The sequence below is a fragment of the Maritimibacter sp. genome, assembly GCF_016774595.1.
In the GTDB taxonomy this organism is placed as follows: domain Bacteria; phylum Pseudomonadota; class Alphaproteobacteria; order Rhodobacterales; family Rhodobacteraceae; genus Maritimibacter; species Maritimibacter alkaliphilus.
On record NZ_JACBWT010000002.1, the window covers coordinates 345,862 to 370,103 of the forward strand.

At 64.8% G+C, this 24,242-nt stretch carries 27 protein-coding genes; 9 read left to right on the forward strand and 18 right to left on the reverse strand.

All coding sequences use genetic code 11. From position 1 onward, the window contains the following. Nucleotides 1–110: 110 nt before the first annotated feature. Nucleotides 111–884: an SDR family NAD(P)-dependent oxidoreductase gene (locus tag HOY44_RS12895; protein WP_008331239.1), complete on the reverse strand. Its 774-nt coding sequence runs from the start codon at nt 882–884 to the stop codon at nt 111–113. Then, nucleotides 884–1,921 (reverse strand): NADPH-dependent curcumin/dihydrocurcumin reductase, encoded by a 1,038-nt coding sequence (curA, locus tag HOY44_RS12900; protein WP_138423843.1) that lies wholly within the window; start codon nt 1,919–1,921, stop codon nt 884–886. Before curA ends, HOY44_RS12895 begins: the two co-directional genes overlap by 1 nt. 127 nt (nt 1,922–2,048) lie before the next feature. Here curA and HOY44_RS12905 point away from each other — a divergent pair, with 127 nt between their 5' ends. After that, a complete protein-coding gene (locus HOY44_RS12905) occupies nt 2,049–3,680 on the forward strand; it encodes a long-chain fatty acid--CoA ligase (protein WP_287435077.1) in 1,632 nt (543 codons plus the stop codon). Nucleotides 3,681–3,917: 237 nt separating this feature from the next. Here the strand turns inward: HOY44_RS12905 and HOY44_RS12910 are convergent, their stop codons facing one another. Next, complete coding sequence (locus HOY44_RS12910) at nt 3,918–4,733, reverse strand: hypothetical protein (protein ID WP_287435079.1); 816 nt, start codon at nt 4,731–4,733, stop codon at nt 3,918–3,920. 284 nt (nt 4,734–5,017) lie between these two features. On the opposite strand from HOY44_RS12910, the gene HOY44_RS12915 reads away from it, so the two are divergent. Beyond that, nucleotides 5,018–5,485, forward strand: coding sequence for a GNAT family N-acetyltransferase (locus HOY44_RS12915; protein WP_008331233.1), 468 nt, complete (start codon nt 5,018–5,020; stop codon nt 5,483–5,485). Here HOY44_RS12915 and HOY44_RS12920 read toward each other — a convergent pair. Beyond that, nucleotides 5,482–5,961 (reverse strand): MarR family winged helix-turn-helix transcriptional regulator, encoded by a 480-nt coding sequence (locus HOY44_RS12920; protein WP_138423839.1) that lies wholly within the window; start codon nt 5,959–5,961, stop codon nt 5,482–5,484. The genes HOY44_RS12915 and HOY44_RS12920 overlap by 4 nt on opposite strands. Before the next feature lie 73 nt (nt 5,962–6,034). Here HOY44_RS12920 and HOY44_RS12925 point away from each other — a divergent pair, with 73 nt between their 5' ends. Then, the gene (locus tag HOY44_RS12925) at nt 6,035–6,529 is read left to right on the forward strand and encodes a PaaI family thioesterase (RefSeq protein WP_008331217.1); all 495 of its coding nucleotides are present in this window, start codon (nt 6,035–6,037) and stop codon (nt 6,527–6,529) included. 51 nt (nt 6,530–6,580) lie between these two features. Next, nucleotides 6,581–7,372, forward strand: a complete 792-nt coding sequence (locus tag HOY44_RS12930) for a CPBP family intramembrane glutamic endopeptidase (RefSeq protein ID WP_287435082.1) — start codon at nt 6,581–6,583, stop codon at nt 7,370–7,372. On the opposite strand, the gene HOY44_RS12935 is transcribed toward HOY44_RS12930, so the two are convergent. The 4 genes from HOY44_RS12935 to HOY44_RS12950 are packed head-to-tail and all read right to left on the reverse strand — an operon-like array spanning nt 7,369 to nt 10,866. Further along, nucleotides 7,369–8,739 carry a glutamate--cysteine ligase gene (locus HOY44_RS12935; RefSeq protein WP_287435084.1) on the reverse strand — a complete coding sequence of 457 codons (1,371 nt, stop codon included), beginning with the start codon at nt 8,737–8,739 and terminating at the stop codon, nt 7,369–7,371. The two genes, HOY44_RS12930 and HOY44_RS12935, sit on opposite strands and share 4 nt — an antisense overlap. A 29-nt stretch (nt 8,740–8,768) precedes the next feature. Then, the gene (locus tag HOY44_RS12940) at nt 8,769–9,305 is read right to left on the reverse strand and encodes a hypothetical protein (RefSeq protein WP_287435086.1); all 537 of its coding nucleotides are present in this window, start codon (nt 9,303–9,305) and stop codon (nt 8,769–8,771) included. Further along, nucleotides 9,302–10,141, reverse strand: a complete 840-nt coding sequence (locus tag HOY44_RS12945) for a GNAT family N-acetyltransferase (protein WP_287435088.1) — start codon at nt 10,139–10,141, stop codon at nt 9,302–9,304. The genes HOY44_RS12940 and HOY44_RS12945 overlap by 4 nt, the downstream gene beginning before the upstream one ends. Continuing rightward, entirely contained in the window at nt 10,141–10,866 is a 726-nt protein-coding gene (locus tag HOY44_RS12950) for a 16S rRNA (uracil(1498)-N(3))-methyltransferase (RefSeq protein WP_287435090.1), read from the reverse strand. The genes HOY44_RS12945 and HOY44_RS12950 overlap by 1 nt, the downstream gene beginning before the upstream one ends. Before the next feature lie 11 nt (nt 10,867–10,877). Between HOY44_RS12950 and ubiA the strand changes: the two genes are divergently transcribed. The 5 genes from ubiA (at nt 10,878) to HOY44_RS12975 (ending at nt 15,753) form a co-directional block, all read left to right on the forward strand. Next, complete coding sequence (ubiA, locus tag HOY44_RS12955; protein ID WP_287435092.1) at nt 10,878–11,855, forward strand: 4-hydroxybenzoate octaprenyltransferase; 978 nt, start codon at nt 10,878–10,880, stop codon at nt 11,853–11,855. A 65-nt stretch (nt 11,856–11,920) separates the two neighbouring features. Beyond that, nucleotides 11,921–14,314 (forward strand): OmpA family protein, encoded by a 2,394-nt coding sequence (locus HOY44_RS12960; protein ID WP_287435094.1) that lies wholly within the window; start codon nt 11,921–11,923, stop codon nt 14,312–14,314. Between the two features lie 6 nt (nt 14,315–14,320). Then, nucleotides 14,321–14,647, forward strand: coding sequence for a hypothetical protein (locus HOY44_RS12965; RefSeq protein ID WP_008331196.1), 327 nt, complete (start codon nt 14,321–14,323; stop codon nt 14,645–14,647). A gap of 53 nt (nt 14,648–14,700) precedes the next feature. Beyond that, nucleotides 14,701–14,994 carry a diacylglycerol kinase family protein gene (locus HOY44_RS12970; RefSeq protein WP_287437226.1) on the forward strand — a complete coding sequence of 98 codons (294 nt, stop codon included), beginning with the start codon at nt 14,701–14,703 and terminating at the stop codon, nt 14,992–14,994. Nucleotides 14,995–15,042: 48 nt separating this feature from the next. Continuing rightward, nucleotides 15,043–15,753, forward strand: a complete 711-nt coding sequence (locus HOY44_RS12975) for a hypothetical protein (RefSeq protein WP_287435096.1) — start codon at nt 15,043–15,045, stop codon at nt 15,751–15,753. A 3-nt stretch (nt 15,754–15,756) separates the two neighbouring features. Here HOY44_RS12975 and HOY44_RS12980 read toward each other — a convergent pair whose 3' ends face one another. The 10 genes from HOY44_RS12980 to HOY44_RS13025 form a co-directional block, all read right to left on the reverse strand. Then, complete coding sequence (locus tag HOY44_RS12980; RefSeq protein WP_287437228.1) at nt 15,757–16,197, reverse strand: molybdenum cofactor biosynthesis protein MoaE; 441 nt, start codon at nt 16,195–16,197, stop codon at nt 15,757–15,759. A gap of 1 nt (nt 16,198) precedes the next feature. Next, nucleotides 16,199–16,447: a molybdopterin converting factor subunit 1 gene (gene moaD, locus HOY44_RS12985; RefSeq protein ID WP_287435098.1), complete on the reverse strand. Its 249-nt coding sequence runs from the start codon at nt 16,445–16,447 to the stop codon at nt 16,199–16,201. Further along, nucleotides 16,440–17,111, reverse strand: coding sequence for a CDP-diacylglycerol--glycerol-3-phosphate 3-phosphatidyltransferase (gene pgsA / locus HOY44_RS12990; protein WP_008331192.1), 672 nt, complete (start codon nt 17,109–17,111; stop codon nt 16,440–16,442). The genes moaD and pgsA overlap by 8 nt, the downstream gene beginning before the upstream one ends. Before the next feature lie 295 nt (nt 17,112–17,406). Beyond that, nucleotides 17,407–19,263 (reverse strand): excinuclease ABC subunit UvrC, encoded by a 1,857-nt coding sequence (uvrC, locus tag HOY44_RS12995; protein ID WP_502710708.1) that lies wholly within the window; start codon nt 19,261–19,263, stop codon nt 17,407–17,409. A gap of 334 nt (nt 19,264–19,597) precedes the next feature. Continuing rightward, nucleotides 19,598–20,374 (reverse strand): SDR family oxidoreductase, encoded by a 777-nt coding sequence (locus HOY44_RS13000; RefSeq protein WP_287435102.1) that lies wholly within the window; start codon nt 20,372–20,374, stop codon nt 19,598–19,600. Further along, nucleotides 20,371–21,366, reverse strand: coding sequence for a calcium/sodium antiporter (locus tag HOY44_RS13005; RefSeq protein ID WP_287435104.1), 996 nt, complete (start codon nt 21,364–21,366; stop codon nt 20,371–20,373). Before HOY44_RS13005 ends, HOY44_RS13000 begins: the two co-directional genes overlap by 4 nt. Further along, nucleotides 21,363–21,521 carry a hypothetical protein gene (locus tag HOY44_RS13010; protein WP_008331187.1) on the reverse strand — a complete coding sequence of 53 codons (159 nt, stop codon included), beginning with the start codon at nt 21,519–21,521 and terminating at the stop codon, nt 21,363–21,365. The genes HOY44_RS13005 and HOY44_RS13010 overlap by 4 nt, the downstream gene beginning before the upstream one ends. 1 nt (nt 21,522) lies before the next feature. Beyond that, nucleotides 21,523–22,317 (reverse strand): S49 family peptidase, encoded by a 795-nt coding sequence (locus HOY44_RS13015; RefSeq protein ID WP_287435106.1) that lies wholly within the window; start codon nt 22,315–22,317, stop codon nt 21,523–21,525. 86 nt (nt 22,318–22,403) lie between these two features. Then, the gene (locus HOY44_RS13020) at nt 22,404–23,165 is read right to left on the reverse strand and encodes an ABC transporter permease (RefSeq protein WP_138423823.1); all 762 of its coding nucleotides are present in this window, start codon (nt 23,163–23,165) and stop codon (nt 22,404–22,406) included. Beyond that, nucleotides 23,162–24,112, reverse strand: coding sequence for an ABC transporter ATP-binding protein (locus HOY44_RS13025; protein ID WP_287435109.1), 951 nt, complete (start codon nt 24,110–24,112; stop codon nt 23,162–23,164). Before HOY44_RS13025 ends, HOY44_RS13020 begins: the two co-directional genes overlap by 4 nt. Between the last annotated feature and the right edge of the window lie 130 nt (nt 24,113–24,242).

Sequence of the window (24,242 nt, forward strand, 5' to 3'; positions counted from 1 at the left end):
AGTTCGGAAATAGCGGCAAAAAACGACGCGTTAAGGATACTAGAATCCTAGTATTCTAGTATCCTGACGCCACGCGAAACCCGGGCGACCACAACGCCACCCGCGCCCTCTCAGCTTTCCTCGATCGACCAGCCCCCGTCGATGATAAGCGTCTGCCCCGTCGTCCAGGCCCCGGCGCGGGAGGAAAAGAACAGCGCCGCCCCCGCGATGTCGTCCGGCTCACCCAGCCGTTTCAGAGCATAGGACGCCGACACCTGTTTCTCGCGCTCCGGGTCCTCGTAAAGCGCGCGGGCAAAGTCGGTTTTCACCACCGCCGGTGCGATCCCGTTCACCCGGATGTTGTCGGGGCCGTATGCACTCGCCAGATTGCGTACGATCTGCGTGTCGGCGGCCTTGGTCACCGCATAGATACCCAGCATCTTCGACCCCTTGAAGGCCGCGATGGACGACACGATCACGATCGCGCCGCCGCCCTTGGCCTGCATCCCCGGCACCACGCGCTTGGCAAGCTGCATGTTCGCCCGGATGTTGACCGCGATGGTCTTGTCGAACGCATCGTCGGGCGTGTCGAGGAACGGGCCCATATAGGGGTTCACCGCCGCGTTCAGCACCAGAATATCCGCCGGTCCCAACTGCGCTTCGGTCTCGGCCACCAGCCGGTCGAGGTCTTCGTCCTTCGACACGTTGGCCGGGATCGCCACCGCCCGGCCGCCGCCCCGCGCGTTCACCTCGGCCGCGACCGCGTCGCAAACGTCGGCCTTGCGGGACGAGATCACCACGTTCGCCCCGGCCTCGGCCAGGGCGAAGGCGATGGCCTTGCCGATCCCCTTGGTCGACCCCGTGACGATCGCGGTCTGGCCCGTCAGATCGAACAGCGAATGCATCACGCGATCTTCACGATCTGCTTGCCGAAATTGCCACCCTTCAGCATCGACATGAACGCCTCCGGCGCGTTTTCCAGCCCCTCGGCCACGTCCTCGGTGAACTTGATGGTGCCGTTCGCGACAAGCGGCGCGACCTCGCCCAGAAACTCGTTCAGCCGGTGCCAGCCGTCGGTGATGATGAAGCCCTCGACCTTCAGCCGGTTCACCAGAATGGTGCGCCAAGCACGCGGCAACTGGTCCTTGCCGGGGCCGTCGCCCATCCCCAGACCGCCCAGATCGTACCACGCGATCATGCCGCAGACGGGGATGCGCCCGAAGGTGTTCATGTTGGGCAGCACGCCCTCCAGCACCTTGCCGCCCACGTTCTCGAAGTAGATGTCGACCCCGTCCGGGCAGGCCTCGGCGATGGCTTTGCGCATCTCTTTCCCGTCGGCATAGGCGCGGTGATCCAGACATTCGTCGAACCCGAAATGCTCGACCGCATGGCGGCATTTGTCCGGGCCGCCCGCGACGCCCACGGCCCGCAGACCCAAGTGCTTGGCGTATTGCCCGACCATGGACCCCACGGGGCCGGTGGCGGCGGCGACCACGACGGTTTCGCCCGCCTTGGGTTTGCCGATATCGGTCAGCCCGTGCCAGCCGGTGAACCCCGGCATCCCCAGAACGCCCAGCGCGGCGGTCGGCGGCACACCCTGCGGCACCTTGGTCAAAGCCTTGGCGCTCATCACCGCGTGGTCGCACCACCCGGTCATGCCGAAGACCACGTCGCCCTCGGCGAACCCGTCGGCGTTCGAGGCGATGACCTCGCCCACCGTGCCGCCCTCCATGACCGCGTCGACCTCGACAGGGGCGGCATAGCTTTTCGCGTCATCCATCCGTCCGCGCATGTAGGGGTCGAGCGACAGAGCGGTGACCCGCACCACCACCTCGCCCGCCTTGGGGTCGGGGACTTCGTAATCTTCGAGCCGGAAGTTCTCCGGCGTGACTTCGCCCTTCGGCCTTTTGGCCAGAACGATCCGTTTTGCGGTGACAGACATTTGTGCTTTCCTTCCTCCCGAGTCTTGCGGATACTTGGCTTTGAAACTGAGTTTCGCAAGGTAAAACGCCACGTAAACCAAGGTGCCGCACGAGCGCCGGGCGTGGCAACCGAAAGGGAGGAGCCTCATGCAAGGCATGATGATGAATCGGCCGTTGTCGATCATTTCTATTCTGGATTACGCGGCCGAAGCGCATCCCGACGCCGGAATGGTGTCGGTGCGGACCGAAGGCGACACGCACCGCGCCACATACCGGGAAACCTACAAAAGGGTCGGCCAGCTTGCCCACGCCCTTCACGCGCTGGGAATCGAGCAGGGCGACCGCGTCGCGACGCTCGCGTGGAACGGCCACCGTCATTTCGAACTTTACTATGCGATCTCGGGCATGGGGGCGGTCTGCCACACGATCAACCCGCGCCTCTCGGCCGAGCAGATGATCTACATCGTGAATCATGCCGAGGATAAGGTGATCTTCGTCGATACCACCTTCCTCCCGATCATCGCGGCGTTGCGCGACCAGCTTCCGAAGGATCTGCGCGTCGTGGTGATGACCGACCACGATCACATGCCCGACACGCCGCTCGACGTTCTGATCTATGAGAACCTTCTGGACGGGCAGAAAACCACCTACGACTGGCCGGAGCTGGACGAGAACACCGCCGCCGCGCTGTGCTATACCTCCGGGACGACCGGCAACCCCAAGGGCGCGCTCTATTCGCATCGCTCGACCGTGCTGCACGCGCTCATGGTCGCCGCCGTGATGGGCGGTGCGCTGGGGCAGGGGACCAATGTCCTGCCCGTGGTGCCGCTGTTCCACGTCAACGCTTGGGGTCTGCCCTATGCCGGGCCGATCCTCGGCATCAACCTCATCATGCCCGGCCCCGGTCTGGACGGGCCGAGTGTGTTCAAGCTGATGGATCAGGAAAAGGTCTACTCCGCCTGGGGTGTGCCGACGGTCTGGATGGGCCTGCTGGGCGAGATCGAGAAGCAAGGCCGCGCGCCCGAAGGGTTCGGCGACGTGGTGATCGGCGGGTCCGCCGCCCCGCGCCCGATGATCGAGAAATTCGAAAAGCTGGGGATCAACGTCAACCACGCTTGGGGCATGACCGAAATGTCGCCCATCGGCACGCATGGGGTCCAGCCGCCCAAGGTCCGCGACCTGCCGTTCGACGAGATGATCGACGTGAAATCCCGGCAGGGCCGCCGGGTCTATGGCGTGGAACTCAAGATCGTGGACGAGGACGGCAACCGTCAGCCCCACGACGGCAAGGCCATCGGCGAGCTTTACGTGCGCGGCAATGCCATCGTCGCTGGCTACTTCAAGAACGAGGAAGCCAGCGCCAAGGCAATCGACGCCGAGGGTTGGTTCGGCACCGGCGACGTGGCCAGCATCGACGACAACGGCTACCTGACCATTCAGGACCGCGCCAAGGACCTCATCAAATCGGGCGGCGAGTGGATTTCCTCCATCGACCTCGAAAGCGCCGCGCTTTCCCACCCGGGTATCGCCAACTGCGCGGCCATCGGCGTGGCCCACCCGAAATGGGACGAACGCCCGGTGCTGGTCGCCGTGGCGGCAGGGGACGAGCGCCCGTCGCTGGACGAGATCCGGAATACGATGGAGCCGCACTTCGCCAGATGGCAACTCCCCGACGACGTGATCTGGGTCGAAGACCTCCCGCTCACCGCGACCGGCAAGGTGTCAAAGCTGAACCTGCGCAAGCAGCTGGCGGATTATAAGCACCCCGAGGTGGCCTGAGGGGTGGCGGGCGCCCTCGCGAGGAACTGCGGGGGCGCGTGCGAAAAGATGCTCGGTAGACATGGCGCCAGCGAGAAAACTTGGCAAAAAAGGGCGGGAAGAGGACGTTCGCTGCGCGGACGATCAATGTTGGACATGCGGACTAAACGGACATTCAGTCGGGAGGGCTTGTTAGCAATTGAACTGCGGACATTGGCCCAGGCACTGCAGGTTCAAACTGCAGGATGTCTTCTAGCCTTAAGAAAAATCTACTTTGCCTTCATTGCGAAGCAAGGCTTCCACCCGCTTTGCGAGGTCGCTTCCGAAAACCCAGTTCGACAAGGCAATGTGGTTGAACCGCTCCGCGTCAATCTGGATGCGCGCGCCTCGAGGGAAACTTAGGTGCTCGTCCACAAACTTTGGCGCGACACGACTCGCTTCCTCCAACTGCATACCTGGGACGACCTCGACCTCCGCGCCCGTATCCTTGCCAATGGCGATGATCTTCATTGTTGGCACACTGAGTTCTAGAGCATCATCTGCCGCGTTGTTGACGTCGACCGCGCCAACCAGTCCGTCTCGGTGTTCAAGACAACTGCGCACCTTCTGGACGTTTAGCACCATTGCGGTGTGCGAGAGCGGCGCGCCGAGTTCTCCGTTTACCCAGTCTAGGATAGTCGGCACATTTGCCCTGTTCGCTTTGCGCCCAAGTTCTTCGCGCTTTGCCATTATGCCTGCGGTGTCAATGTTGCCCCAGTCGAGCCTTGTCATGTGGATCAATGAATAGGCCTCGTCTAGGCTCTCCTTGAGCCCTTTGGCGAGTTCCTGAAAGGCCTTGCGGACCACGAATGACTTGCATTGCTCGCGCCAGTCATCGTCGGACATTCCGGCCTGTCGGAACCGAAGTTGAATACCGGTTCCTTCGATCTGCGGTTCTCCGGTAACGTCAAACGCGTCGAGTGCGGGCAAGGCAGCCATCACAGTGTCGCTCGCTAACTGCATCGCCTTCATGGCGGGCGCTGAAATGCCTTCGAGGTTGAAGCGGAGACGCAGATATTTGGGTTCCAGTGGCATGGTGCTTTATCCACCGGACCGTCGCAAAGTCCAAGAGACAACTCATGCTGAATCTGCGGAATCGGTTTCTAACGTGGCGGCCAATTTGGGCTCGAACCTGCCTTTCGCTGCATTGCGCGCCAACGTCCGCTAAGGGCCGATCGCGACGCGCTCGCCTACACTGCAACCGACAAACCTCTCAAGACCAACTACCCCCCCGGTTGACCCACCCCACCCGTCTATGTCACCCACGCCCCTTTCACCAAGCCCCCGGCCCGCGCCGGGCCAAGCCGAAGGAAGGACACATGCCACTCACCCTACGCCGCAACCGCTCCCGCGATCTCGCGCCTCTGGAACAGATGCTGCCCGACGCGGATATCCCGCTCCTCAATCCCAATGCGAAGGTCCCGTTCGACGAGATGGAGTGGCAGCGCAAATGGCTGGGCGAGGGGCAGGATGTGTCGTTCTATCTCGAGGATGACGCGGGCCGGGACGTCGGCTTTTTCGCCCTGCGCGAAGGGATCGGGCCAGAAGTGCGCCACCTGACCTACGTCTATTTGGTGGAAGAGGCGCGCGGCGGGGCTGCGGCGGAACTGAACGAACGGGTCGAACAGGCGGCGCTGGACCTTGGCGCGCTGACCCTGACGCTGAAGGTCGAACTGGACAACGCGCCCGCGCTCAACGCCTATCTGTCCGCCGGGTACGAGGAACTGTCGCGCCGTCACGGCATGGCGACCATGCGGCTCGACCTCGAAGGGCGTCAGCCCGCCTAGCCCGGCGTTTCGTCCGCCTTCTGCGCCAGCGCGTTCACCTCACCGATGAACGACGCAAGCCCGCCCATCGGCGTCATCTCGGCCTCCACCTGCCGTTGCGCCGTGGCCCAGGCAGCGGCACCTGCGGCCAGCCGCGCCTCGCCGTCCTCCGTCAGCGCCAGCACCGACTTGCGCTTGTCGCGCGGGTGGGGCGCGCTGGCGATCAGCCCGTCGCGCTCCAGCGGTTTGATCCCGCGTGACGCGGCGGACTGGTCCATCTCCATGTAATCCGCGATCTTCTGCACGGTCGGGGTCCGCAGGCCCTTGACCCATGCCAGCATGGCGAGTTGCGAGATCGTCAGACCCCGCTCGGCAAGCGCCGCATCGTAAAGCCGGACCATCCGGCGCGAGGCGCGGCGCACGGCAAGGCAGTAGCAGTTTCCGGTCAAAAGCTCCGCCAGTTCCGGCGTCATGTCCTCGGACAGGTCTGTGCTCATGCCGTTACGTCCTCATTGACTCGATGCATATGCATGTGATCCGATGCATATGCATCTATTTGGAGATTAGGCCATGTTCGACGAAGTGCCAAGACCCGACATCAACGCTGGCCCCGCCGACATGGGCAAGCTCATCGGCATGTCCGGGCTCGACATCATGCGCGCGACGATGGCGGGCGAGATCGCCGCGCCGACCATCGCCGAGACGATGAATTTCTGGATCCATCAGGCGGACGAAGGCATGGCCGAGTTCCGGGGCGAGCCCACGACCGCCCATATGAACCCGCTCGGCACCGTCCACGGCGGCTGGGCCATGGCGCTGCTCGACAGCGTTCTGGGCTGCGCGGTCCACACGACCTGCGCACCGGGCGAGGGGTTCGTATCGATGGACACCTGCGTCAAATTCGTCCGGCCCATGATGCCCGGCACCGGGCAGGTCCGCGCCATCGCCACCGTGCAGACGCGCGGCAAACGGGTCGCGAATGTCGAGGGGCGGGTGGAAAGCCGGGATGGCAAGGTCATCGCGCTCGGCACCTCCACCTGTTTCATCCAACCGATCGGCGGCTAGGCCCCCTTCTCCTTCCCTTGAGGGGAGCCTGTCCACCGGAGGGCGGCGCTCGTGCGCGCCGCCCTTTCGGTTGCGCCCTCGGGCGTGGCGGGGCAGGGTCGCGCCATGTGGTTTCAGAAGCCCTTCTTTGCGTGGATCGCCATTGGCGCGATGGGTCTGCTGGCGCTCGCCGCGACCATCGACCTGACGTTCCTCAAGGGTCTGCCGGAGGCACCGGACCTTCCCGACCCCGTGCTGCGGCTGCTGGCGATCACCCAGCCCTTCGTCCTCATGGCCGCCGGCACCGCTTTGGGTGTGCTCCTATCGGGCAAAGTTGGCCTCACCTCATGGCTGACGGCCCGGCTGCGCGGCGAACCCGCGCGGTTCCCGTCCCCCGTCCTGCCCGTCGCGGCGGGCCTCGTCGGCGGCATCCTGATCGCGCTGGCGGATCGGTGGTTCTACCATGTCTACAGCGGCGGCGAGACGCCGGGCACGGCTCTGCCGACCCTGATGCAAGGGCTGGCGGCGATCACCTATGGCGGGATCGTCGAGGAACTGATGCTGCGATACGGGCTGCTGACGCTCATGTTCTGGGCCGCGTGGAAACTGTCGGGCCGTGTGCCCGGTCCGGTCCTTGGCACCATGCTCGTCATCGTCGTGGCCCTGCTCTTCGGCCTCGGCCACTTGCCCGCGATGGCCGTGACCGCCCCGCTGGATGCCGCCATCGCGATCCGCACCATCCTGCTCAACGCCGTTCTCGGTGTGCTTTACGGCCTGTTCTACTGGAAACGCGGGCTCGAGGCCGGGATGATGGCGCACATGGCGTCTCACCCCGGTCTGTGGATCGGTCTCAGCCTGTTTTAATAGGAATAGGCGCCGTAGATCTTCGACAGATCGCCGTTCCAGTCGCCGTGATAATGCGCCAGCAACTCGTCCGCCGGTGTGCGCCCGTCCTCGACACTGTCCTCCAGCGTATTGAGGAAATGCCGCTCGTCCGGGATCATTCCGCCTGACGCGGGCCGCGCGCGTGCCTTGAGGCCCGCCCGTGAAATCTCCAGCGCCTGCGCCGCAAGATCCTTCATCCTGATCGATCCGACGACGGCATCCAGCGCGTCCTCGGATGCCGCCACCCGAAGCGCCTCACGGGTCTCCGCGTCCCAGCCCTTAACCAGATCCCACGCCGCATCCAGCGCCGACTGGTCGTACATCAGCCCGGTCCAGAACGCGGGCAGCGCGCAGATCCGCCGCCACGGGCCACCGTCGGCCCCGCGCATCTCCATGAACTTCTTGATCCGCGCCTCGGGGAAAATCGTCGTCAGATGATCGGCCCAGTCCGAAAGCGTCGGCACTTCGCCCGGCAGGGCAGGCAGCTCACCCTGCAGGAAATCGCGGAACGACTGACCCAAAGCGTCGATATACTTGCCGTCGCGATAGACGAAATACATCGGCACATCGAGCGCATAGTCCACGTAGCGTTCGAACCCCATGCCGTCCTCGAACACGAAGGGCAGCATCCCGGTGCGCGCATCGTCCAGCCCGCGCCAGACCCGCGAGCGCCAGCTTTTGTGACCGTTGGGCTTGCCGTCGAAGAACGGCGAATTGGCGAACAGCGCCGTCGCGACCGGCTGCAACGCCAGCGCCACACGGAATTTCTGCACCATGTCGGCCTCGGACGCGAAGTCGAGGTTCACCTGAACCGTGCAGGTCCGGTACATCATCTGCGTGCCGTGGGTGCCGACGCGGCCCATGTAGTCGGTCATCAGCCGATACCGGCCCTTGGGCATCATCGGCATGTCTTCGTGCGACCATTCGGGCGCGGCGCCCAGCCCGATGAACCCGGCCCCGATCCGGTCGGCAATGTCCTGAACCTCGCGCAGGTGCTCGTTCACCTCGTCGCAGGTCTGGTGGATCGTCTCAAGCGGCGCCCCGGAAAGCTCCAATTGCCCGCCGGGCTCCAGCGACACGTTCGCGCCGTCCTTCTCCAGCCCGATCAGGTTGCCGCCCTCTTCGACCGGCGCCCAGCCATAGGTGTCGCGCAGACCCTCCAGCATCGCACGGATCGAGCGTTCCCCGTCGTAGGGCAGGGGTTTGAGCGTGTCCTTGCAATAGCCGAACTTCTCGTGCTCGGTGCCGATCCGCCAGTCGTCCTTGGGCTTGCACCCCGCCTCGAGATAGCCCGCGAGCTGGGATTGGTCGGTGATCGGCCCGCCGCCGGACTGGGGAATGGACATGAAATGCTGCCTCTGAACTGTCTCGGAGTTTACGAGTGTTCGATTGCGCGGGGGGTGTCAACGCCCGCCGGGCCCTTTCGCCAGATCGTGACGGGGGTCTCGGGCGGTTGGTTCAGCGCGCGGATGGCGGTTTCGATCCGGGCACCGGGCAGCGCGGTGAGCACGTCGAACACCGCGCGCGCCCCTTCTGCGGCGGCGGGAACGGACAGCCGTTCGCCCGCCATGTCGAAGCGCCAGAACGCGCCGCCCGCACGGCTCGCCACCACCGATACCTGTGTCAGCGCGTCGATCGCCGCGATGCCCCCGCCGACCGGGGCGAGGTAGGTGATCTGGCGCTCGTCCACCTCGACCACGCCAAGCCCGCCCGATCCCGTGCGAAACCGGGCGCGCTGAAAGCCGGTCCACAGAAACACGGCCCCAAGCAACATGACGGCGCCACCGATCCACGGCATCAGCCCGACGCCCACCAGCACCCAGCGCAGCCCGGCCAGCGCCACCGCAGCACCGATCAGAACATCACGCCAGCGCGCAAGGCCGTTCAGGGCTTCGGGGCGCAGGAAACTCATGCCGCCACCTTTCGCGCGGTGCGCAGGATGACGAGCGTATAGACCCCGATGCGCTGAAACCCGATGGCCGCATAGGCGCGGGAGGCCGCCTCGCCCGAGGCGAACAGGATCGCCTCGCGCACGCCCGCTTGGCGCACCTCGATCAGATGCCGCCCGACGGCGGTCCGGGCATATCCCCGTCCGCGAAACTCGGGCGGTGTATAGACACCGCCGATCTGCACCATGTCCGGCAGTTCCGCGTTGAACGCGGTCATCGCGACGGGCGTGTCGCCCTCCATCAGGATGCAGCCATAGCCCTCGGCGATCATGCGCTCCGACCGCGCCACCGCCTCGGCCGCGTTGTCCGGCCCATCGTCAGCGCCCAGTGTTTCGATGGTATAGGCCGCGTTCCATCGAGTCAGAAACGACAGGTCCGCTGGCACCGTCCGGCGAAGGGTCTGGGGGCCGAGGGCGCCCTCGTCCAGCCTGTCCAACGACAGCCGAAAATGCGGCTCGTCCCGGTCGAGCGCGAAATCCGCGCCCGCGAAATCGAACACCGCCCGCGCGGCCTCGACCTGATCCTTGGCGCCATTCAGCCCGATCACCTCGCGCCCCGCGATAGCGCGGGCAAAGCCCCGCCAGTCGCGGCCTTGCCCCATCACGAACCCGGCGTTCGAAATGCCGAACACCCCGGTCACCGCTTCCTCGCCTTCGACGTAATAGGCGGTGCCGTGCGGGTGGGTCCGGTTCATCAGGCCGTGGCGCGCAAGATTCGCGCGCAGGAACATCGTCGTCGCCGCGTGATCGGACAGGAACGCCTCGATTGCGGGAATATCGGTGGCGATGGCGGGCCGCATCACCAATCCCCCAACGCGCTCTGCCACAGGGTCATCGCCGCCACCGCTGCCGTATCGGCACGCAGGATGCGCGGGCCGAGGCTGACCGAAACCGCGCTTTCCATCCCGTGCAGGCGTTTGCGCTCGGCATCCGAAAACCCACCTTCCGGCCCGATCAGGATCGCCCAGGGCGCGCCGGCCGCGCCGCTTAAGGGCTTGTTCTCGCCCACCAGAGCCTCGTCGCAAAACATCAGGCGCCGCGCCCCGTCCCAGCCATCGAGCAGCCGGTCCAGCTTTTCCGGCTCCGCCACCTCCGGCACGAATGTCCCGCCGCATTGCTCGGCGGCCTCGACCGCATGGGCCTGCAACCGATCCACCCGCACACGCTCCGAGTTCGTGAAGTCCGTCAGCACCGGCACGATGCGCGAGGCGCCCATCTCGGCGGCCTTTTCCACAATGAAATCCGTGCGCGCCTTCTTGATCGGCGCGAACATCAGCCACAGGTCGGGCGGGTCCAGTTGCGGCGCGGCCTGACCCAGACAGGTCAGCACACCGCCCCGCTTGCCCGCGTGGCTGACCTCGGCGGTCCACTCACCATCGCGCCCGTTGAACAGCGCCACACGGTCGCCCACCGCCTGCCGCATCACGCCGAACAGGTAATGCGCCTTGTCGCGTTCGAGGGGAATGGTTTGCCCTTCGCGCAGGGGCTCGTCTACAAAGAGCCGGATTTTGGCACGCTCGATCATGGGGGCACGTTATGGCGACAGGCAACGGGACGCCAGAGGCAGCGAACGGCAGCGGCACGGTCGCCGATGCCTATACCGGCAACTGGGTCGACAGGTATGCGCCCGCACCCTTGCGCCCCTATTTCCGCCTCAGCCGTCTGGACCGACCGATCGGCACATGGCTTTTGCTGCTGCCGTGCTGGTGGGGACTGCTCTTGGGCATGGGCTTCGACGGGCGTGCAAGCTGGCATGACCTCTGGATCGCCGTGGGCTGCGCCATCGGGGCCACGCTCATGCGCGGCGCGGGCTGCACCTGGAACGACATCACCGACCGCCACATCGACGGCTCGGTCGCGCGCACCCGGTCCCGCCCGATTCCCTCGGGCGCGGTGAGCGTGCCTCAGGCGCTGGCGTGGCTGGTGGTGCAGGCGCTGATCGCCTTCTTCATCCTCATCACCTTCGACACGACGGCCATCATCCTCGGCATCGTCGCGCTCGCTCCGGTGGCGATCTACCCTTTCGCCAAACGCTTTACGTGGTGGCCGCAGATATTCTTGGGCATCGCCTTCAACTGGGGCGCACTCCTCGCGTTCGCCGCACACACCGGCACGCTCGCCTGGCCCGCCGTGGCGCTCTATCTCGCCGGCATGGCATGGACGCTGTTTTACGACACGATCTACGCCCATCAGGACAAAGAGGATGACGCGCTGATAGGGGTGAAATCCACCGCACGGCTCTTCGGCGACAATACGCCGCGCTGGCTGCTTGCCTTTCTGGTGGGCTGCGTCGCGCTGATGACGCTGGCCATCATCACCGCTTATCTGCCCGGTCAAAGCCCGCTGGCGCTGGTCGTGGCGCTTGCCGCGCCCTGGGCGATGGGTTGGCACCTGTCCTGGCAGATGCGCAAACTCGAGATGGACGACCCCGACACCTGCCTCATGCTTTTCCGCTCGAATCGGAATGCCGGGCTGATCCCTGTGCCGTTTCTTGCCGTCGCACTTTTCCTTTGATTGCACCTCGCGGGAAACAGCCCTAATGAAGCCTGCAACGTCATAACGGATACCATCCTGCCGGCATGAAATTCTCCAAAGTCCTGATCATTCCCGGGGTTTTCCTTTTCGCGGCCCTGCTTGCGCTGGTGGCGGCGTTCAGTTCCGTGAACGTGATCGAGCGGGTGTCCAAGGCTGCGGTCGAACAGGCCCTGATCCTCGGCGGGCAGGACTGGGCGAATGTCCATACCGATGGTCTGCAACTCGTGCTGTCGGGCATGGCCCCCACCGAATCCGACCGGTTCCGCGCAATCTCCATCGCCGGGGGCGAGGTCGATTCCAGCCGCGTGATCGACCAGATGGAGGTGCCGAACGCCGCCGGGATCGAACCGCCGCGCTTTTCGGTCGAGATCCTGCGCAACGACGGCGGCATTTCGATGATCGGGCTCATTCCGAACGCCACCGACCGCGAGGCGCTGAATGCCCGCGTGCGCCGGATCGCGCCGGAAAAGAACGTGGCCGACCTTCTTGAAACCGCCGATTACGACGTGCCCGAGAACTGGTCCTCGGCGCTCGACTTCGCGCTCGTCGCGCTCGAACGCCTGCCGCGCGCCAAGATTTCGATGGATGCCTCGCGCGTGACGATCGAGGCGATCGCCGACAGCGCCGAACAGCGCACGACATGGGAACGCGATCTTGCGCGCGCCGCGCCGGGCGGTCTGCGGGTGGCGATGAACATCTCGGCCCCGCGACCCGTCATCACGCCCTTCACGACCCGGTTCGTCATCGACGATCAGGGCGCGCGCTTCGATGCCTGCACGGCCGGGACCGAGGCGGGGCGGGTCAAGATCGTCGCCGCCGGGATCGCATCGGGCGTCAAGGGGCGCCCGACCTGCACCATCGGCCTTGGTGTGCCCTCGCCCGACTGGCCCGACGCGGTGTCGCGCGGCGTGCGCGCCGTGCGTGAACTGGGTGCGGGCACGATCACCTTCTCGGATGCCGACGTGACCCTCGTCGCGCCCGCGAGCGTCGAGCAGCAGAATTTCGACCGCGTGGTGGGCGAGCTTGAGGCCGATCTGCCCGATGTCTTTTCGCTCCACTCCACCAAGACACAGGCCGAATCCACCGAAGGCGAAGGGCGGCCCGAATTTTCCGCGACCCTCAGCCCGGAAGGGCAGGTCCAGCTTCGCGGTCGTCTTGGCGACGAACAGCAACGCACGATCACCGAAAGCGTCGCGCGTGCGCGCTTCGGGATGGACAAGGTCTATATGGCGGCGCGTCTGGACGAGAACCTGCCGCGCGGCTGGTCCGTGCGCGTCCTCGCCGCGGTCGAGGCGCTGTCTTACCTCGACAACGGGGTGGCCATCGTCCAGCCCGAACTGGTGGAGTTGCGCGGCAAGACCGGCGACCCGAATGCCAACGCCGAGATTTCGCGCCTTCTGTCCGAAAAGCTAGGCGAGGCGCAGGATTACCGCGTGAACGTCAGCTATGACGAGGCGCTCGACCCCATCGCATCGCTGCCCTCGCCCGAGGAATGCGTCGCCATGATTAACGAGACCATCGCGGGCTCCAAGATCACCTTCGCGCCGGGATCTGTCGAGATCGAGGCTTCTGCGGCGGCGACCATCGACAAGATCGCCGATGTCCTGCGCGACTGTGCCGAGGTGCCGATGGAGATCGGCGGTCACACCGACAGCCAAGGCTCGGAAGAACTCAACAAGGCCCTGTCGCAACAGCGCGCGAATTCGGTTCTGAACGCGCTGCTCGCCCGCCGTATCCTCACCTCCAACATCGTCGCCCACGGCTATGGCGAAGAGGTGCCGATTGCCGACAACGACACCGAAGCGGGACGCGAGGCGAACCGCCGCATCGAATTCCGGCTCATCTCACAGCGCGAGCTCGATGGCGAACCGCTTATCGAAGGCACGCCCTATGACGGGCCGCTGGGCGACATTCGCCCCCGCCCGCGCCCGACCGCCGCCGACGCGGACGACACCGCAGAGGCCGACGAGACCGGCGACGAAGGCGTGCCGCCGGAGGACGAGGAATACGTCGCCGGAGACGACGGGCCGCCCGAAGGCATGGATGCCGAAACGGCGGCCGCCCTTGCGCCCGAGGACGACGTCGAAGACGCGGCCGCCGAGGGAGCGACGGAGCCGACCGGCGACGAGGTGCCGGCCCCCGAAACCGCCGGTGCCGAGCCGGGCACGGATGAAACGGACGACGGCGCGACGCAGGCGGAAGAGGTGGCCGAGACCACCGAGGGCGAAGACCCTGACGCGGCGGACGAGACCGCATCGGCGGACGAAGAAACCACGAACGAGACCGCGGCCCACGCGGCGGACGAGACCCCCGGGGAAGGGGTTGACGAAACCACAGAGACTGAGACAGTCAGCGAAGAAGCGTTGTCGCCACCGACCGTGGTGCACCCGGAGCTGGAAGGGGTCCGCGCCCCGCCCAGACCGGAGCGCGAGGGATAGGGACACATGAACAGAGCCGAGTTCATCATCGTCACGGCGATCATTCTTTTCATAGCATTTGCGCTCGGGTGGTTCGCCCATTGGCTCATCCACAGGTTCACGCGGGTCTCCGGCGCCGAGATGGGCGAACTCGACCGCATGGCGCAGGCGCTTCATGACGCCGAAGAGACGCGGGATCAGGCGATCACCTACCTCCAGCAACGCGAGGCGGAACTGTCGAACCAGCAGCACCAGACCGAGGCCGAGCTTCGCGCCGCGATGGACGGCCTGCGCGCCGCCCGGCAGGAGGCCGAGGAACTGCGCGCCTATATCGAGCGGATGAACGCGGGATGAGATCCCGCCTTGCGAGCCTTGCACATGCGCTCGCGGGTCTGGTTCACATCATGATGCGCGAACCCAACGCGCGGATTCACCTGCTGGCCACCGCCATTGCCCTGGGGGCGGCGATTTGGCTGGGCCTAGACGGCGACGACTGGCGCTGGATCGTCGCCATGATCGCGCTGGTCTGGATCGCCGAGATTCTGAACACCGCGCTCGAAACCCTTGCCGACACCCTGCATCCCGCGCAGGCCGAAGGGATCCGCATTGCGAAAGATCTGGCGGCGGGGGCGGTCCTCGTAGCTGCGATCACGGCGGTCCTCGTCGGCCTCCTCACCTTTTGGCCGTACCTGTTCCAATAGCGCCTTCGTGGGGTCGCGCCTGAAACGCGCGAATGCCTGGGTCACGAAATGCTCGGCGATGCCCGGCGCACAGGCCGCCCGCGCTACGGTACCGAACGCCCGCGTCGGCGGCAGCGCATCGGTGACCGGGTGGCCCGCGCCCGGCATCGGCACCAGTCGCGGCGCAACGAAGCCCCGGGCGACCTCGGCAGCGTGGCGCGCGTCGAACGGCAGGGTCGGGTCGAACAGAACCACGCAGGCCGCATCAGACGGCGGGGTGTGGCGGATGACATGATCCGCCTCGCAGGCGAAGACCGGATCGGCCAGATCCTGCGGGAACCGACCATCCTCGATGGCATGATCCAGCGGCAGGTCGGGGCGGCAGGTGGTCTGCGGAGACACGAACAAAGCCTGCGTCAGCGGCACCGCCCGCGATACGGCGAAAAGCCCGAAGCCGCCCATCGAAAACCCAAGCCCGGCCCGCACCGGAAAATGCGCGGCGACCCCCGCGAGCGTCGTCAGAAGCGCGGCAAGGTCAGGCGCGAGGAACCAGTCGTTCCGGGCCGTCGAGACGTGGATGTGCGCGAACCCCCGCGTGGTGAACGGCGCGCCGGAGGGCGGCGGAGCCATGCCGCGCCGATCACGCCGCCAATGGTCGAAGGTGAACATGACGCACTCGGACGATTGCCCGGTCATCGTGGCACGCAATGCACCGGAGGAATAAAGTATTCGCGTCGACATGGGCGCCATGATTGCGCCACAGGGCTTGAGATTCGGTGAACGTCACCAGCGCGACAGCGCGTCCTCGTCCTCGTCCTTGGCGGCGACCCATTCGGCGCCGTCAGGCCCGAACTCTTTTTTCCAGAACGGCGCGCGGGACTTGAGGTAGTCCATCAGGAACTCCGCCGCCTCGAATGCCGCGACCCGGTGGCGGCTGGCCGTGGCGACCATCATGATCCGCTCGCCGGGGGCAAGGCTCCCGTAGCGGTGGATGACCAGCGCATCGTCCAGCGACCAGCGGTCCATCGCCTGATCGACGATGCCCGAAATCGCCTTCTCGGTCATGCCGGGATAATGCTCGATCTCCATCCGAGTCATGCCGCCGGTGTCGCGCACGATGCCGGTGAAGGTCACGACCGCGCCCGTGTCGGTGCGCCCCTTGGCGAAACGCTCGGCCTCGTCACCCAATGAGAACGGCTCGGACTGCACCCGGATCACCGGCATGTCAGCCACCCGTCATCGGGGGGAAGAACGCCACCTCGCGCACGCCCGCAAGCGGCGCGTCGAAATCAGAGAGCTCCTGATCCAGCGCCACGCGCAGGGCCGACAGGTCGGCGAAAGCAGCCTCGTACCGCGGCTCGCGGGCTTTCAGTTCCTCGACCAACTCGGCCACGGTCGCAGCCTCGGTCGCCACCGTTTCGCGCGGCTTGCCGATCCGCTCGCGGACCCAAGCGAAATACATCACGTCAAGCATCGTCAGCCTCCTTCAGGAACGGCCAGGCCTTGCGGAAGTAGTCCCAGCCGGAAATCGCGGTGAGCAGCGCGGCGATCCACAAGAGAATGACGCCCGCGTTGCCCGACCAGATCATCCCGGTCGTCTTCCAGCCGAGGCCGAGGTGATCGGTCACCTCGCCGTCGAGGATCTGATCGAACAACTCGTCATCCATGCCGAAGCTCTGCATCCCGACGTAATGCTCGAACACGCCTTTGGCGAAGAGAAGCGTGAGCGCGATCATCTGAACCGTCGTCTTCCACTTGCCGATCTGGGTGACCTTAAGAGCGCGGGCCTTGTCCCCCAGCGCCTCACGCAGGCCCGAGACGAAGACCTCGCGGAAGATGATGATGCCCGAGGGCAGGACGATCCAGACCGCAAGGCCGGAATAGGCGGCGATGACGAGTAGCGCGGTAAGGACGAGCGCCTTGTCCGCGATCGGGTCCATCGTCGCGCCGAACTTCGATTCCTGGCTCCAGGCGCGGGCGAGGTAGCCGTCGACGTAATCGGTGACGGCGGCCACGATGAACACGATCAGCGCATACCAGTCCGCCCAGGGCCGGGCGAAGAACAGGAACATGATCGGCAAGAGCGGAACCGCGATCAGGCGTCCGATGGTGAGGATATTGGGGATCGTCCATCTCATGATGGAAGGTGTATCGCGGGGCAGGGCCGGGGGGAAGGAGGCTTTCGTCCCGGGCTTGCGCCCGGGCCGACCCGTGCGAGGGGCGCTGCCCCTCGCGCTCCCCGAAGTATTTTTGAAACAGAGAAGGGGAAGGGGCGCCCGGCGGGGCGGATCAATGACGCAGCAGTGGCGACCCCCTCGGATGTGTTGTCTGCCAGACGGGGCCAATGTGAGGGCGGGTCGCGCGGCGCCGGAACGTGCGACGCGTTAAGTCATTGTTAATATGGAAAAAACCTTACCCACGGGGAAGGTTTCGTCAGCCATTCTCATGAAAATGCCCGTAGATCGTTTCCGCCAGCGAGGCGGAGATACCCTTGACCGCCTTGAGATCCGAAAGCGACGCGGTCGTGACCGCCTTGGCCGAGCCGAAATGCGCGAGCAGCGCCTTTTTGCGGCCCGCGCCGACGCCGGGCACGTCGTCCAGCGGGTTGGCGCTGATCGCCTTGGTGCGCTTGGCGCGGTGGGTGCCGATGGCGAAGCGGTGCGCCTCGTCCCGCATCCGTTGCACGAAGTAGAGCACGGGATCGTTGCGTTTGAGCGCGAAGGGGCGCTGTTTGGGCCTGTGGAATTCCTCTTTCCCGTGGTCGCGGTCCACACCCTTGGCGACGCCGATCATCGCGATGTCCTCGACCCCCAAGTCCTCCATGATCTCGTTCACCGCCGAGACTTGCCCCGCACCGCCGTCGATCAGGAGGAGGTCGGGCCACGCGTCGCTTTCGCGGTCCGGGTCTTCCTTGAGCAGGCGTTTGAAGCGGCGGGTCAGAACCTCTTTCATCATGCCGAAGTCGTCGCCGGGGGTCAGCTCTTCGCCTTTGATATTGAACTTGCGGTACTGGCTTTTCATGAAGCCCTCGGGGCCCGCCACGATCATCCCGCCGACCGCGTGCGCGCCTTGGATGTGAGAGTTGTCGTAGACCTCGATCCGTTTCGGCGCTTCGTCCAGATCGAACGCTTCGGCGAGGCCCGCGAGCAGTTTCGCCTGCGTCGCCGTTTCCGCCATCTTGCGCCCGAGCGACTCGCGGGCGTTGCGGGCGGCATTGGACACCAGTTCCATCTTTTCGCCCCGCTGCGGCACTTCGATCGCGACCTTGCGGCCCAGCTTCTCGGCCAGCGCCTCGGACATAAGCTCGCGCTCTTCGATGTCGTGCGAGAGCAGGAGAAGGCGCGCGGGCTCCTTCTGATCGTAGAACTGGCCGATGAAGCCGCGCAGCACCTCGGCCTCGTCCGCGCCGGCACCCGTGCGGGGGTAGAAGTCGCGGTTGCCCCAGTTCTGGTTCGCGCGGATGAAGAACACCTGCACGCAGGCCTGCCCCCCTTCCATGTGGAGCGCGATCACGTCGGCCTCGGTCACGCCGCGCGGGTTGATGCCCTGCGACGATTGCACCTTGGTCAGCGCCGCGATCCGGTCGCGCAGCACGGCGGCGCGTTCGAACTCCATCGCCTCGGAAGCCGCCTGCATCTCGGCGGCCAGTTCCGACTGCACCTTGGTGGTCTTGCCGGACAGGAACCGTTCGGCGTCGCCCACCAGTTCGCCGTACCCCTCTTCCGAGATCTTGCCGACGCAAGGGCCAGCGCAGCGTTTGATCTGGTAAAGCAGGCAGGGCCGGGTGCGGCTTTCGAACATGCTGTCCGAGCAGTTGCGCAGCAGGAACACCTTTTGCAACTGGTTCAGCGTGCGGTTCACCGCGTCGGCGCTGGCGAAGGGGCCGTAATAGGCGCCCTTGGTCTTTTTCGCGCCGCGGTGCTTTCTGATCTGCGGGTAAGGATGGTCCTTGGTGACCAGAATGTTCGGAAAGGACTTGTCGTCGCGCAAGAGCACGTTGAAGTGCGGCTTCAATTGTTTGATTAGGTTCTGCTCGAGCAGCAGCGCCTCGGTCTCGGTCCGGGTGGTGAGGAACATCATGCTCGCCGTCTGCGAGATCATGCGGGCGATCCGGGCCGAGTGGCCGGTGCGGTTCGCGTAGTTCGTGACGCGGTTCTTCAGGCTCTTGGCCTTGCCGACGTAAAGCACGCGCCCCGTCTCATCCAGCATCCGATAGACACCGGGGGAATTGTCGAGTTGCTTGACGTAACGTGCGATCAGGGCATGACCGCGAAGCCCGTCGATCCCCATTTCTGTTGGTGCTGACTCACTCATCCGGACTGCTCGCTGATTCCCGTTTTGGCTGCAATGATAGCGTGGCGGCGACAAGAGGAAACACGTCCACAGAATCTGGGGATAAGTCCGTGGAAGAAAACCTGTTCCGCGGAATATTTCCTTGTTTCACAGGTGTTACATTGGGCTGCCTAAAAAATAGGCGCCATTTCAACCTACTGAAATTAAATAGAAAAATTGTTAAGAGAATGTAAATCCATGAAAACACACAATTTTCCATGTGTAATTTATGCAAGTCGACTCGCCCGTGCACAACTTCCCCGGGTCTCGTTTCCGGGGGCCTTGATCGAAGTCAATCGCGGCCCTGAATCTCGGGTGTTTTCCAGCCCAGATGTTGCCCGCCATCCACCGCGATCATCTGCCCGCTGACCGCCGGGGCGTCGAGGAAATACCCAAGCGCGCCAGTGATATCGGAGGGGTTCGCACCGCGTTCGAGAACCGTGTTCGCGCGCTGATGGGCGAAGGCCTCGTCGCTCTGGTTCGCACCCTGAAGCGTGGGGCCGGGGCCGATGCCGTTCACGCGGATGCGCGGGGCAAGGGCGCGGGCGGCGGTCTGGGTGAAGGCCCACAGGCCCATCTTGGCGATGGTGTAGGTCATGAAGTAGGGGGTGAGCTTTTTCACCCTCTGGTCGATCATGTTCACGACGAGGCCGGTGGCGATCGGTTCGCCATTCTCGTCGGTGCCCGCGTCGGGGGCCTGCGAGGCGAACGCCTGCGTCAGGAAGAAGGGCGCGCGCAGGTTCGATCCGATGTGCTTGTCCCAGCTTTCCGCCGTCGCGGTTTCGATGTCGTCGTCTTCAAAGATCGACGCGTTGTTCACGAGCACCGTCAATTGTCCGATCGCGCGGGCTGCGGCAGGGATGAGCGTCTCGACCTCGTCGGGGTTCAGAAGATCGGCCTGAACGGCCTCGGCGCGCACGCCCAGCGCACGGCAGGCTTCGGCCGTCTCCTGCGCGCCCTCTTGCGAGCCTGCGTAGTGCACGGCGACATCAAAGCCGCGTTCGGCAAGGTAGATCGCCATGGCACGCCCCAGACGGGTGCCTGCGCCTGTCACCAACGCCCCGCTCATGCGCCCAGCACCACGAAGACGTAGAGCGCATAGAGAACGCAGAAGGCGGCGCCCCAGACGCGGCCCATGTGCCAGCCCCGGAAGACGAAGGGCGCGATCAGGATCGACGCGGCGAGCATCACCCAGATGTCGAAGCGCAGCATCTCGGGATCGACCGGGATCTTGCCGACCAGCGCCGCGACGCCGATGATGCCCAGAAGGTTGAACATGTTCGAGCCGATGACGTTGCCCAGCGCCACGTCCGCCTGACGGCGATAGGCGGCCATCACGGTGGTGGCGAGTTCAGGCAGCGATGTGCCGACCGCCACCAGCGTCAGCCCGATCACGGTTTCCGACACGCCGATGGACAGCGCGATGTTGGTCGAGCTTTCGACAAGCAGGTCCGCGCCCAAGGGCAGACCGATCAGGCCGAGGATCAGGTAAAGCGCGATCTTCCACTTGGGCAGGTCGGGGTCGGCACCCTCGAGCTCCTCGTCGTCCTCGAGCTGGTTCTCGTCGATCTCCTTGCCCTTGGCGGCAGCGGCGGCGACCACCTCGCGCCGGTGCTTCATCGCGGCGCGCCCGGCATGGATTAGCATGAAGGCGAGACCGGCGAGCAGGATCAGACCCTGCCACCAGCCGAATTGCCCGGTCGTGGCCAGCGCCATGAACAGCACCGTCCCCGCGAGCATCATCACGTAGTTATGGCGGCTGTCGCAGTCTTTGGTCGCAAGGCCCGTGAGCAGGGCAGGGACACCGAGGACGAGCAGGATGTTGGCCGTGTTCGACCCGACCACGTTACCGAGGGCAAGGCCCGGCACGCCTTCGAGGATGGCCTGCACCGAGATCAGAAGCTCCGGCGCCGAGGTGCCGAAGGCGACAACGGTGAGCGACACGATCAGGGCGGGAATACCAAGCCTGAGGGCAAGGTTCACCGCGCCTTTTACGAGGCTGTCACCCGCGAGAAGCAGGATGACCAGACCGAGGGCCGCATACAGAAGATCGACGATCATGAATGACCACACTCGCAAGGGCCCTTGCCCAGACGCGGCCTGCCGCACTTCGGACATTTGGCCCGCGTCAGCTTGTCGGCCCCCGGTATGCGCAGGCGCCCGAACATGGCGAGCACGAGCATCAGGATCAGGAAGAGCGAGACGATCTTGATCATGTCAGAGACCGAACCGCGCCCAAGCCGCCCGATCCTCGACCGTGGCGATGGCGTCTTCGGCGATCTGCGCGCCGAAGCGTTTGAACAGCGATTTCTTCGGGCCGAGGACGGCGAACTTCACGTCCTTGCCGAACTTTTCCTTCATGAACGGGACGAGGTGGCCGATACCATCGGCAAGGCCAAGGTCGACAGCCTTTTGCCCGACCCAGAATTCCCCGGTGAAAAGCGACGGATCGTCGGCCAGCTTGTCTTTGCGGGCGGTTTTGACATGTTCGATGAACGCCTCGTGAATTTCGCTGCCCACCGCCTTGATGCGCTCGACGTCCTTGGGGTCTTCCGGCTTGAACGGGTCGAGTTGCGACTTCGACTCGCCCGAGGTGTAGACCCGGCGTTCGATGCCGTGCTTGGCGATGAACTCATGCGCGCCGAAGCTGGCCATGATGACGCCGATGGAGCCGAGGATCGAGGACCGGTCGGCATAGATTTCATCCGCCGCACAGGCGAGCCAGTAGCCGCCCGAGGCCGCCGCATCCTCGACGAAGGCGTAGACCGGCACCTCTTTCTCGTCCGCGAGCCGCCGGATGCGGGCCGCGATGAGCGAGGATTGCACGGGGCTGCCGCCGGGGGAGTTGATCGACAGCGCCACGGCCTTGGGTTTGCGGCGGAACGCGCGTTCGATCGGCCCGGCCATCGCGACATCGTTCAACTGTCCACGCGTGCCTGTGGAAATGGACCCATGGAGGCGGATCACCGCGACCGTTGGGTCGGGCGTCATGAAAGGAATAAAGCGCTTCATAGGGGTCGATGTAGAGGCGCGACAGGGGGGCTACAAGGCCAGCGGGCGATGATTGTCGCCCCCCTGTGGCAATGACGTCGGGTTCGTCAGGTCCGCAGTTTCCAGCCGGTGCGGAAGATCGCGGTGATGACCGCAAGACAGGCGACCAGCACGACCCCGATGGCGACCAGCGAGATGCCGACGGGAACGTCGGACATGGCGAAGAACGACCAGCGGAATCCCGAGACGAGGTAGACCACGGGGTTGAACAGCGCCACCGTCTGCCATGCCTCCGGCAACATCGAGATCGAATAGAAGGCGCCGCCAAGGAAGACGAGCGGGGTGATGACCAGCATCGGGATCAGGTTCACCTGTTCGAAGTTGTCCGCCCAGATGCCGATGATGAACCCGAAGAGCGAGAAGGTCACGCAGGTCAGGATCATGAAGGCGAGCATCGCAAGCGGATGCGCGATCTGAAGGTCCACGAAGAAGGACGCCGTGCCGAGGATGATGAGCCCGATCATCAAGGCCTTGGTCGCCGCCGCCCCGACATACCCCATGACGATTTCGGGGACCGAGACGGGGGCGGACAGCACCTCGTATATCGTGCCGACGAACTTCGGAAAGTAGATGCCGAGCGCGGCGTTCGACACCGACTGCATGAGCATCTGAAGCATCATCAGACCCGGCACGATGAACGCGCCATAGGCGATACCTTCGACCGTGTCGATCCGGCTGCCGATGGCGGTGCCGAAGACGACGAAGTAAAGCGAGGTCGAAACGACCGGGCTGATGACCGACTGACCGATGGAGCGGAACGTCCGCGCCATTTCGAACCGGTAGATTGCTGCGACCGCGTGCCAGTTCATGCCGCGTCCTCCGTTTCTTCTTCTTTCTGCTTGGCGACGAGGTCGACGAAGATGTCCTCGAGCGAGCTTTGACGGGTGGACAGGTCCGACATGGTCAGCCCGGCCTTCCGCACCTCGGCCAGAAGGTCGGTGATCCCGGTCTTCTCGGCGGCGGTGTCGTAGGAGTAGTAAAGCGTGCGGCCGTCCTCGCCCAAGGTCACGCCGCGATCCGAGAGTGCAGCGGGAATGGCATCGACGGGCTTGTCGAGCTCGATCTCCAGCATCTTTTTCCCGAAGGATTTCATCAGCGTATTGGTCTCTTCGACCAGAAGAAGCTCACCTTTCGAGATGACGCCGACGCGATCCGCCATCGCCTCGGCCTCTTCGATGTAATGCGTGGTGAGGATGATCGTGACGCCGGATTTCTTGAGTTCCGACATGACCGCCCACATCTCCTTGCGCAGTTCGACATCCACGCCGGCGGTCGGCTCGTCGAGGAACAGGATGCGCGGCTCGTGACTGAGCGCCTTGGCGATCATCACCCGGCGTTTCATGCCGCCCGACAGCTCGCGGATACGGTTGTCCTTCTTGTCCCACAGCGTCAGATCCCTCAGGATCTGTTCGACATAGGCATCGTTCTTGCCCTTGCCGAACAGGCGGCGCGAATGCTTCACGTTCGGCTCGACCTTCTCGAAGATCTCGATCGACATTTCCTGCGGGACCAGACCGATCAGCTTGCGGGCCTCGCGGAAGTCCTTGGAAATGTCGTGGCCGCCGACCGTGACGGAGCCGCCGGTGGCGCGCGCCAGTCCGCAGATGATGGAAATCAGCGTGGTCTTGCCCGCGCCGTTCGGGCCGAGCAGGGCCAGAACCTCGCCCTCCTGAATATCCAGATCGACGCCCTTGAGCGCCTGAAATCCGTTGTCATAGGTTTTTTGCAGGTTCTTGACGGAAATGATCGGTGCCATTGGGCCCCTCCTGTTTGCGCTCACGGAACCTATGTCGTTTGGCGGCCGCTCGCCACCCCCGGTGATGCACAGGCCCGACTTACGTTACGCACCGATCACCTCTCGGAACGATGCTGCGTCAGCAGCGTTA